This window comes from Microbispora sp. ATCC PTA-5024 (genome assembly GCF_000511135.2).
Taxonomy (GTDB): domain Bacteria; phylum Actinomycetota; class Actinomycetes; order Streptosporangiales; family Streptosporangiaceae; genus Microbispora; species Microbispora corallina.
On the sequence record NZ_KI866522.1, the window covers coordinates 760,117 to 770,149 of the forward strand.

Genomic DNA, 10,033 nt, shown 5'->3' on the forward strand with positions numbered 1-10,033 from the left:
GCGGGCGACGCGAGACGCCGCACGCAGCCGGCACGGCGGGCGGCGCGGGGCGCTGCGGGATGTCGAGTCGAGGTCGCCGGTCAGCCGGGCGGCGGTGGCGCGGCGACGGGTGCGGCGCCGAGGAGGTCGGCGAGCACGGTGGCGAGGGCGGCGGCGCCTGTGAGGCAGTCACGCTCCTCGGCGTGCTCGTACGGCGAGTGGGACACCCCGGTCGGATTGCGCACGAAGAGCATGGTCGTGGGCGCGGCGACCGCGAGGATCCCGGCGTCGTGTCCCGCACCCGTCGGCAACACCGGCACCCCGCCGAGCACTCCCACCAGCCGGTCGCGCAGCGTGCCGTCGAAGGTCACAACCGGGGTGAAGGACTCCCTCGTGACCTCGGCGCCCTCCGCGGCCTGGGCGATCTCCTCCACCAGGGCGTCCACCACCGCGGAGTCGGGCGCCCGGCAGTCGAGCCAGGCCGAGACCAGCGACGCGATCGCGTTGGTGCCGTTCGGCTCGACCCGTACGCGGCCGAAGGTCGCCAGCCCCCCGGCTCCCGCGGCGCTCTCCCGGGCCGCGAGGACGGCCGCGGCGTAGCCCAGCATCGGGTCGCGGCGGTCCTCCAGCCGCGTCGTGCCGGCGTGGTTGGCCTCGCCGCGGAAGTCGAACCGCCAGCGGCCGTGCGGCCAGATCGCCGAGGCCACCCCGACGGCGTGCGGGGTGTCCGCCAGGCAGCGGCCCTGCTCGACGTGCAACTCCACGTACACCCCGATGCGGGCGAGGCGCTCGTCGTCCCGCCCGAGGGCCGACGGATCGACCCCCGCGCCCTCCATGGCGTCCGCCATCACGACGCCGTCGGCGTCGCGCAGCGACCTCGCGCGCTCGGGGGCGAGGGCCCCCGTCATGAGCCGCGACCCGGCGCAGGCCACGCCGAACCGGGCGCCCTCCTCCTCGGCGAAGTTCACCACCGCCAGCGGACGGCTCGGCGACACCCCCGCGTCGCGCAGCGCGTCAAGGGCGGCGAATGCGGACACCACACCCAGCGGGCCGTCGTACGCCCCGCCGTCGGGGACCGAGTCGAGGTGCGAACCGGTGACGACGGCGTCCCCGGCGGCGGGGTCGCCGTGCCAGGCCCACTGGTTGCCGTTCCTGTCGGCCTCGTACCGCAGCCCGCGGCCGCGCGCCTGCTCGGCGAACCACGCCCGGCACTCGGCGTCGGCGGCCGTCCAGGCGTGGCGCCGGTAGCCGCCGGTGGCCTCGTGCCGGCCGATCGGAAGCAGGTCGCGCCACATGCGGCGGAAGCCGTCCTCCACGAGCTCGGCAGGAACCGGTGAGAGAGCCGGGTCGCGGCCGGCGCTCGCCGGCCCGGCTCCGCGTGGGTGTCCGCCTGGGCTCACGCGCCGGCCTCGGCCATCGGCACCCGCACGCCCCGCTCGTGGGCGACCTCGGCCGCGCGGTCGTAGCCGGCGTCCACGTGCCGGATCACGCCCATCCCCGGGTCGTTCGTCAGCACCCGCCGGATCTTCTCGCCCGCGAGGGCGGTGCCGTCGGCGACCGTGACCTGCCCCGCGTGGATGGAACGCCCGATACCGACGCCGCCGCCGTGGTGGATCGACACCCAGGACGCGCCGGACGCGACGTTCACCATCGCGTTGAGCAGCGGCCAGTCGGCGATGGCGTCGGAGCCGTCCAGCATCGCCTCGGTCTCCCGGTACGGCGAGGCCACCGACCCGCAGTCGAGATGGTCGCGGCCGATCACGATGGGCGCGGAGACCTCGCCGGACGCGACCAGGTCGTTGAACCGCTCGCCGGCGCGGTCGCGCTCGCCGTACCCGAGCCAGCAGATCCGGGCCGGCAGGCCCTGGAACCGCACCCGCTCCCCGGCCATCCTGATCCACCGGGCCAGCGACTCGTTCTCCGGGAACAGGTCGAGCACGGCCCGGTCGGTGCGCGCGATGTCGGCGGGGTCGCCGGACAGGGCGGCCCACCGGAACGGGCCCTTGCCCTCGCAGAACAGCGGGCGGATGTAGGCGGGCACGAAGCCGGGGAAGTCGAAGGCCCGGGAGTACCCGGCCAGCCGCGCCTCCCCGCGGATCGAGTTGCCGTAGTCGAACACCTCGGCGCCGGCGTCCTGGAAGCCGACCATCGCCTCCACGTGCCGGGCCATCGACTCCCGCGCGCGCTGCGTGAACCCGTCCGGGTCCTTGCGCGCCTCGGCGGCCATGTCCTCGAACGCGACGCCGATCGGCAGGTACGCGAGCGGGTCGTGGGCGCTGGTCTGGTCGGTCACCACGTCGATCTCCGCGCCGCGGGCGAGCAACTCCGGGACGGCCTCGGCCGCGTTGGCCTCCACGCCGACGGACAGCGGGCGGCGGGCGTCCCGCGCCTCGTACGCCAGGCGCAGGGCCTCGTCCAGGTCGGCGGCCCGGACGTCCAGGTAGCGGTGCTCGATCCGGCGGTCGATGCTGCGCGGGTCGCAGTCGACGCAGATCGCGACGCCGCCGTTCATCGTGACGGCCAGCGGCTGGGCGCCACCCATGCCGCCGAGGCCCGCGGTCAGCGTGATCGTGCCGGCGAGGCTGCCGCCGCACCTCTTCGCGGCCACCGCGCTGAACGTCTCGTACGTGCCCTGCAGGATGCCCTGGGTGCCGATGTAGATCCACGACCCGGCCGTCATCTGGCCGTACATCGTGAGGCCCAGTTGTTCCAGCCGCCGGAACTCGGGCCAGGTGGCCCAGTCGCCCACCAGGTTGGAGTTGGCGATCAGGACGCGGGGGGCCCACTCGTGCGTCGTCATCACCCCGACCGGACGGCCCGACTGCACGAGCAGCGTCTCGTCGCCGCCGAGTGTCGCGAGGGTGCGGACGATGGCGTCGTAGGAGGGCCAGTCGCGGGCCGCCTTGCCGGTGCCGCCGTAGACGACCAGCTTGTCTGGGTGCTCGGCCACCTCCGGATCGAGGTTGTTCATCAGCATGCGCAGGGCGGCCTCCTGCTGCCACCCCCGGCTGTTCAGCCCCGCGCCGCGCGGCGCCCGGATCGGCTCCCGGCCGTTGCCTTGGGCCACGTCCCCTCCTCCGACAGCTCCCGTGGCCGACCCCGGCCACGGAGAATTCATTTATTCACCGATATCGCGTATGAATATCTTCAGTCAACGGGCTGGTCGATGAACAGCCCCCGCGAGGCCGCCGACAGCTCGAATGCCTCCAGCCGGGCCTGGGCGCCGGGCAGCGCGTCGCACATCAGCTCCAGCAGTACCCGCCCGAGCACCATCGGCGCGCAGGCGGTGTCGAACACCAGCCGGGTGCCGACCGGCGCCGTCAGCAGCACGTCGGACAGCTCCCCCAGGGCGGTCAGAGTGCCGGCGGCGACGGTCACCACGCTCAGCCCGGCGGCCCGGGCCGCAGCGAGCGCGTCGAGCAGCTCGGACGGGTGCCGGGGCAGCGCGAAGCACAGCAGCGCGCCCGCCCCCGCGGCGGCCGCCTGCTCGATCCGGTCGGCCAGCAGCGAACCCCCCTCGTCCAGCAGCCGCACGTCCGGGTGGATCTTCGCGGCGAAGTACGCGAACGCGGCAGCCTCGGCCGCGGCGGCGCGCAGGCCGAGCACGGGGAGCGGCCGGGACGCGGCCAGCGTCCGGGCCGCCTCCGCCACCGGTGCCGGGTCTGCGAGCAGCGCCCACAGGTGCCCCAGGTTGGCGATCTCGGCCTCGACCGCGCGCTGGAGCTCGTTCGCCGCGTGCCGCCCAAAGCGCTTGTCAGGCCCGGCGCCGCCCGGCAGCAGCCCGCCCGCACCCCACTGCGCATCGCCCAGCCCCACCGCACCCGGCTGCCCATCCTCCAGCCCCACCGCGCCCACGCCCGTCCCCGCCGCGCCCATCAAGTCGCCCGGCCCTGTCTCGCCCGGCCGCGCGTCGCCCGGCCGCGCGTCGTCCGGCCGGCCCCCGTCCGTCCCTGCCTCGTGCCGGCCCACCTGGCGCAGCCGCCGCCGCAGCTCGGGGTAGCCCTCGAAGCCGAGCGCCGTCGCGAAGCGCGTGACGGACGGCTGGCTGACCCCGGCCAGCTCCGCCACCTCGACGCTCGACAGGAACGGCGCGTCCGCGGCGTGCTGGACCAGGCAGTGGGCGATCCGGCGCTGGGCGGGCGTCAGCCGCCGGCCCTCGAACAGGCGCAGCATGCGGGCCCGGGCGTCGTCTCCGGTCATTCCTCTCCTCGGTCAGGCGAGCGGTGAGGCACAAGGGCACGAAGCGTCAGGGGCACGCCCCACCAGACGTCCGTCACAGGTCGGCGAGCCGGTCGAGCAGGGCGGTCGCGGCGGCCACGTCGCCGGTCAGCGGGCGGTCGGCCATCGACGGGTCGAGCGCGGCGTCGGCCAGGGCGAACGCACGCCCGGCCGGCACGGACAGATCCTGCCAGACCGGGTCCTTGTCGCACTCCCCCATCGGCCGGCCGGCGTGGTGCTGCCGCAGCGCCCGTACGGCGGCGACCAGCTCGCAGCCGAGCACGACGCGGTAGGCGTCCGCGGCGCGCAGCGTCTGGCGGGCCGACTGCGTCGCGAAGCTCGCCGCCTCCTCCACGCCGCGGGACAGCACGGCATGGCCGAGCGTGGCGGGACCGGCCTCGCCCCACAGGGCGGCGAGCGCGGCGTTGGCGCTGTACTCGAGGATGAGCACCCCCGACCCGGCCGGCACGTCGTCGGCCAGGAACGGCCGCAGACCGGTGACGGCGGGTTCGAACAGCGCCGACAGGCGCGCGGCCGACAGGCGGGCCGTCTGCAGGAGAGCGGGCCGCAGGTGGTCGAGCGCGAGCGCCAGATGGGCGGCGTAGAAGCCGCCGTGGTGGTAGGCCGCCGGGCCGCCCCCGGGGCCGTCCGGGCTGATCAGCGGGTTCTCCGCGGCCGCGTTCAGATCGACCGCGAGCACGTCGTCCAGCGCGGCGCACGCGTCGAGGGCGGCGCCGTGCACCTGGGGGAAGCATCGCAGCGCGTACGGGTCCTGGACCCGGCCGGCGGGCGGGGCCGGCCGGTCGGGGGCGGCGATGAGACGCCGGATCTCGGCGGCCGCCCGGACCGACCCGGCGTGCGGACGGCGGGCGTGCACGGGGGCGGCGAACGCCTCGGCCGATCCCCGCACCGCGAGCAGCGACAGCGCGGTGACCGCGCAGGACGCCTGGAGTAGCCGCCCGAGGTCCTGGCGGGCCAGCGCCGCCTGCCCCAGGCTGAGGGCGTTGCTGCTCATCAGCGCCAGCGCGTCGCCGGTCTCCAGGCCGACGGGGGGCGGCGGCGTCCCCTCCCCCTGCCAGGGCAGCTCTCCGGCGAGGGCGAGCCCGAGCCCGGCCAGGGCGGACAGGTCGCCGGTGCCGACCGCGCCGTACTCGTGGATCTCCGGGTGCACGCCCGCGTTGAGCGCCAGGGCGAGGGCCTGGACGACAGCGGGCCGGACGCCGGACCCGCCCGCCAGGAGCTGGTTCAGGCGGACCGCCATCATGGCTCTGACCTGGCGGGCGGGCAGCACCGTCCCGGCGCCGCCCGCGTGGCTGCGCAGGAGCCGCGCCCCGTGGGTGGCCGCGTCCTTCGGGTCCACCTCGACCGTGCGGTTGGCCCCGACTCCGGTGCTGCGCCCGTAGACCCGGCCGGAGGCCGTCAGCTGGGCCGCCCTGGCCCAGGCGTCCCCGGCCTCCCGTACGGCCCGCGCGTCGAGCGTCACCGCCGCGCCCCCGGCGATGCGCGCCACGGCCTCGCCGGTCAGGCCGCGCCCGTCGAGAGCCACCGGCGGGACCGTCCCGCCGGGCACCGGAGACGTCATGGCGCTCGACCTCCCCGCACCCCTCACGAGCAGGCAGCTCGTATGAATGAACCTATTCAGGCAGAGTCTGCCCGGGGGCGGGCCGCGACGGCAAGGGCGCCCGCGCCGGGAGCTCACCCTCCCGCCGGCGACGCGGGCAGGTCCCCCAGCCGTCCGGGACACACCTCGGCAGGCAGCACGCGCAGCAGGACCGAGGCCGTGTTCGCCCTCGCCGAGCGGGTGGCGCCGCGTGCCAGACTGCTCACCATGCGCCTGCCCCGCCGACGGCAGGAGTGAGGGAACGCTCGGATGTCTGAGCGCTCTCCGTCGTATCGCCCCGCGCCTCGCCGCCGCTCGCGCCACGCGACGATCCCCCACCGGAAATCCCTTGTAGCGTGCGGGTTCTGGGTGGTGATCGGCTAGATACCGATCGCGTTTCGGCTGCCGTTACACCCGTTGACGCTGCGAGAGCCCGAGCGCTATACATCGGATCATTAATGCGATGTTGCTGCAATGTTGCGGAGGGCGGCATGAACACACGCATTCCCATCGGGCTGGCGGCCGGGGTGGTGGCGGCGCTCGCGCTGGCCGCCTGCGGGTCGACCGGGACCGGCACGGACGCGGGCACCACGGCGGGCGGAGGCGGCGGAGGCAAGATCGGCATCGATCACCCCCGCGCGGACTCCGACTTCTGGAACTCCTACATCAAGTACGTCCCGGAACAGGCCAAGGCGCTCGGCGTCGACCTGCTCCCGGCCACCAACTCCCAGAACGACGTGCAGAAGCTCGTCGCCAACACCAACGCGCTCGTCGGCCAGGGCGCCAAGGCCATCGTCATGGCCCCCCAGGACACCGGGGCCATCGCCAACACGCTCGAACAGCTCGCGAACAAGAAGATCCCCGTCGTCTCGGTCGACACCCGCCCGGACAAGGGCCCCGTCTACATGGTCGTACGGGCCGACAACCGGGCGTACGGCGAGAAGGCCTGCGAGTTCCTCGGCGACAAGCTCGGCGGCAAGGGCGAGGTCGTCCAGCTCATGGGCTCGCTGTCCTCCGTCAACGGCCGCGACCGCGCCGAGGCGTTCCGCGACTGCATGAAGAGCAAGTTCTCCGGCATCACCGTCTACGAGGCCCCCACCGAGTGGGACGGCGGCAAGGCCGCGTCGATGCTCCAGACGCTCCTCCAGCAGCACCCGGGCATCAAGGGCGTCTACATGCACGCCGGCGGCGTCCACCTGGCCCCCACCCTGCAGGTGCTCAAGTCGAAGAACCTGCTCGTCCCGCCCACCGACCCCAAGCACGTGTTCGTCGTGTCCAACGACGGCATCCCCCAGGAGCTCGCCGCGATCCGCGACGGCCAGATCGACGCGACCGTCTCGCAGCCGGCCGACCTGTACGCGAAGTACGCCCTGTACTACGCCAAGGCCGCCCTGGAGGGCAAGACCTTCCAGCCCGGGCCCACCGACCACGACAGCACGATCATCCAGCTCCCCAACGGCCTCGAGGACCAGCTTCCCGCTCCCCTGGTGACCAAGGACAACGTAGACGACAAGGCGCTGTGGGGTAACCAGATCAAATGACGGCCGTCGAAGCGGTTGACGTCACCAAACGGTTCGGCGCCACGGTCGCCCTCGCCGGAGCGGGGATCAGGATCGAGGACGGCAGGACGCACGCCCTCGTCGGGCGCAACGGCGCGGGGAAGTCGACGATGGTGTCCATCCTGACCGGCCTCGCCCGGCCCGACGAGGGCTCGGTCCTCTTCGCGGGCGAGCCCGCGCCGCCCCTGTCCGACCGGGACGGGTGGCGGCGCAGGGTCGCCTGCGTGTACCAGAGGTCCACCGTCATCCCGAGCCTCAGCGTCGCCGAGAACCTCTTCCTCAACCGGCAGTCGGACGGCGGCCCGATCCGGTGGCGGCGGCTCCGGCAGGCGGCGCAGGAGGTCCTGGAGCGGTACGGCGTGGCCGTCCCCGCGGACCGGCTCGCCGGGGACCTCACGGTCGAGCAGCGCCAGCTTCTGGAGATCGCGCGGGCGCTGTCGGCGGGGGCGCGGTTCATCATCCTCGACGAGCCGACGGCCCAGCTCGACGGGCCCGCCATCGAGCGCCTCTTCGGCCGCATGCGCGGGATGCAGGAGCAGGGCGTCACGATGCTGTTCATCTCCCACCACCTCGACGAGGTGTACGAGGTGTGCGACGACGTGACCGTGTTCCGCGACGCCCGGCACGTGCTCACCGCGCCGGTCGCCGAGCTTCCCCAGGCGGATTTGGTGGCCGCCATGACGGGCGACGCGGTCTCGCTCGGCGAGCGGTCGGACCGGCCGTCCCCGGGCGAGAAGGTCGTGCTGCGCGCCGAGGGCCTCACCCTCGCCGGGCAGTACGAGGACGTCTCGCTGGAGGTCCGCGGCGGCGAGGTGCTCGGGCTCGCCGGTTCGGGCAGCAGCGGCAAGGCGGCGGTGGCCGAGACCCTCGCGGGCCTGCGCCGCGCCGACTCCGGCGCCGCGTACCTCGACGGCGTGCCGCTGCGTCCCGGCGACGTGGCGGCCGCGGTCGCGGCCGGGCTCGGCTTCGTGCCGCAGGACCGCGGCAGGGAGGGCTTCGTCCCGCTGCTGTCGCTCGCGGAGAACGCCACCCTGCCCGTCGCCGGCCGCCTCGGCCGGTACGGCACTGTCTCGGCGCCGCGGCAGCGGGCGTACGCGACCCGGATGATCGACGAACTGGACATCCGGACGAGCGGGCCGGCGCAGCCGGTCGGCGAGCTGTCCGGGGGCAACGCGCAGAAGGCCGTGCTCGCGCGGGCCCTGTCCAACGACCCCACGGCCCTGGTCGTGATCGACCCCACGGCCGGGGTGGACGTGCGGGCGAAGGAGGCGCTGCTCGGCGCCGTCGAGAACGCGGCGCGCGGCGGCTCGGGGGTCCTGGTGGTGTCCGACGATCCCGACGACCTGCGCGTGTGCGACCGCGTGCTGGTGATGTTCCACGGCCGGATCGTGCGGGACCTGCCGAGGGGCTGGTCCGACCAGGAACTGGTGGCGCTGATGGAAGGCATCGCATGACGCAGCAGAGCGAGCGGATGAGGATGGCGCCGATCTCCATCCGGCTCGGACGGTTCAGGGACCTCACGCTGGTCCCGGTGATCATCGTGCTGTTGGGCGCCGGCGCGTTCGTCAGCCCGACCTTCCTCAGCCCGGAGAACCTCCTCAACGTCCTGCAGCAGCAGACGGCGCTGGCGCTGGTGGTCCTGGCCGAGACGCTGATCCTGGTCTCCGGCAAGTTCGACCTGTCGCTGGAGTCGACGGTGGGCCTGGCGCCCGCGCTGGCGGTGATGCTGGTCATCCCGCCGGAGGCGGGGGGCTTCGGCATCGGCCTGCCCACGTTCCTCGCGATCCCGCTGTGCCTGCTGATCGGCGCGCTGATCGGGCTGTTCAACGGCTTCCTGATCCTGCGCTTCCAGCTGTCGGCGTTCGTGGTCACGCTGGCGATGCTGATCGTCGTACGGGGTCTGCAGCTGGGCCTGACCGGCGGCAAGAGCCTGTTCCAGCTGCCGCAGTCGTTCCTCTACCTCGGCAGCGCGAGCTGGTTCGGGGTCCCCGTGTCCATCTGGATCACGGGGGTGCTGTTCGCCGCCGGCATCGCCGCGCTCGGCTACTTCCGGCTCGGCCGCGCCCTGTACGCCATCGGCGGCAACGCGGACGCGGCCCGGGCGGCCGGCGTGCGGGTCGAGCGGGTCGTGTGGGGCGTCTTCGTGATCGGCGGCGTGCTGGCCGCCCTCGCGGGCGTGCTCACGACGGGCTGGCTGGGCTCGATCAGCGCCAACCAGGGAAACGGCTGGATCTTCATGGTCTTCGCCGCGGCCGTGATCGGCGGCGTCAGCCTCGACGGCGGCAAGGGCACCGTGTTCGGCGCGCTCACCGGCGTCCTCGTCATCGGGCTGGTGGAGAACATCCTCACTCTCCGCGGCGTCCCCGGCGAGTGGAAGCAGCTGGTGTACGGCGGGATCATCCTGGTGGCGCTGATGATCAGCCGGGTGGCGGGGGGCAAGGCCCAGGACTGACGCTCCCGTTCCCCCCGGGGGCGGCCCGCGCCGCTCCCGGGGGCGTCCGCGTCCGCCGACCGTGCGCGCGGCGGCGGCCGGACGACCTAGTCTGATCGGCAGGATTCCCAGCGAGGAGAAACACCGTTGATCAGTACAAACGGCCGGACGGCGCGCCTGGCCGCGGGCGCCCTCGCGCTCGCGGCCCTGGCCTGGGCGGCGCGGGACGTCCCCGCGGCCCTCGGG

Annotated in this window: 8 protein-coding genes; 3 read left to right on the top strand and 5 right to left on the bottom strand. The window is 74.3% G+C overall.

Annotated elements, in window-relative coordinates; all coding sequences use genetic code 11:
- Positions 1 to 80: 80 nt before the first annotated feature.
- The 5 genes from MPTA5024_RS03485 to MPTA5024_RS44140 form a co-directional block, all read right to left on the bottom strand.
- Positions 81 to 1,274, bottom strand: a complete 1,194-nt coding sequence (locus MPTA5024_RS03485) for an allantoate amidohydrolase (protein WP_084369613.1) — start codon at positions 1,272 to 1,274, stop codon at positions 81 to 83.
- A 101-nt stretch (positions 1,275 to 1,375) separates the two neighbouring features.
- Positions 1,376 to 3,046, bottom strand: a complete 1,671-nt coding sequence (gene hutU / locus MPTA5024_RS03490; RefSeq protein ID WP_036319789.1) for a urocanate hydratase — start codon at positions 3,044 to 3,046, stop codon at positions 1,376 to 1,378.
- A gap of 80 nt (positions 3,047 to 3,126) precedes the next feature.
- Positions 3,127 to 4,179 carry a MurR/RpiR family transcriptional regulator gene (locus MPTA5024_RS41775; RefSeq protein WP_051457657.1) on the bottom strand — a complete coding sequence of 351 codons (1,053 nt, stop codon included), beginning with the start codon at positions 4,177 to 4,179 and terminating at the stop codon, positions 3,127 to 3,129.
- A gap of 73 nt (positions 4,180 to 4,252) precedes the next feature.
- Complete coding sequence (locus MPTA5024_RS03500) at positions 4,253 to 5,779, bottom strand: aromatic amino acid ammonia-lyase (RefSeq protein ID WP_036319792.1); 1,527 nt, start codon at positions 5,777 to 5,779, stop codon at positions 4,253 to 4,255.
- Between the two features lie 113 nt (positions 5,780 to 5,892).
- A complete protein-coding gene (locus tag MPTA5024_RS44140; protein WP_269750531.1) occupies positions 5,893 to 6,027 on the bottom strand; it encodes a hypothetical protein in 135 nt (44 codons plus the stop codon).
- Between the two features lie 261 nt (positions 6,028 to 6,288).
- On the opposite strand from MPTA5024_RS44140, the gene MPTA5024_RS03505 reads away from it, so the two are divergent.
- Genes MPTA5024_RS03505 through MPTA5024_RS03515 form a run of 3 tightly spaced genes read left to right on the top strand, consistent with a single transcriptional unit; the run spans position 6,289 to position 9,808 of the window.
- Positions 6,289 to 7,338, top strand: a complete 1,050-nt coding sequence (locus tag MPTA5024_RS03505; RefSeq protein WP_036319795.1) for a sugar ABC transporter substrate-binding protein — start codon at positions 6,289 to 6,291, stop codon at positions 7,336 to 7,338.
- The gene (locus MPTA5024_RS03510) at positions 7,335 to 8,810 is read left to right on the top strand and encodes a sugar ABC transporter ATP-binding protein (RefSeq protein WP_036319798.1); all 1,476 of its coding nucleotides are present in this window, start codon (positions 7,335 to 7,337) and stop codon (positions 8,808 to 8,810) included. The genes MPTA5024_RS03505 and MPTA5024_RS03510 overlap by 4 nt, the downstream gene beginning before the upstream one ends.
- Positions 8,807 to 9,808: an ABC transporter permease gene (locus MPTA5024_RS03515; protein WP_036319802.1), complete on the top strand. Its 1,002-nt coding sequence runs from the start codon at positions 8,807 to 8,809 to the stop codon at positions 9,806 to 9,808. The genes MPTA5024_RS03510 and MPTA5024_RS03515 overlap by 4 nt, the downstream gene beginning before the upstream one ends.
- Positions 9,809 to 10,033 lie beyond the last annotated feature (225 nt).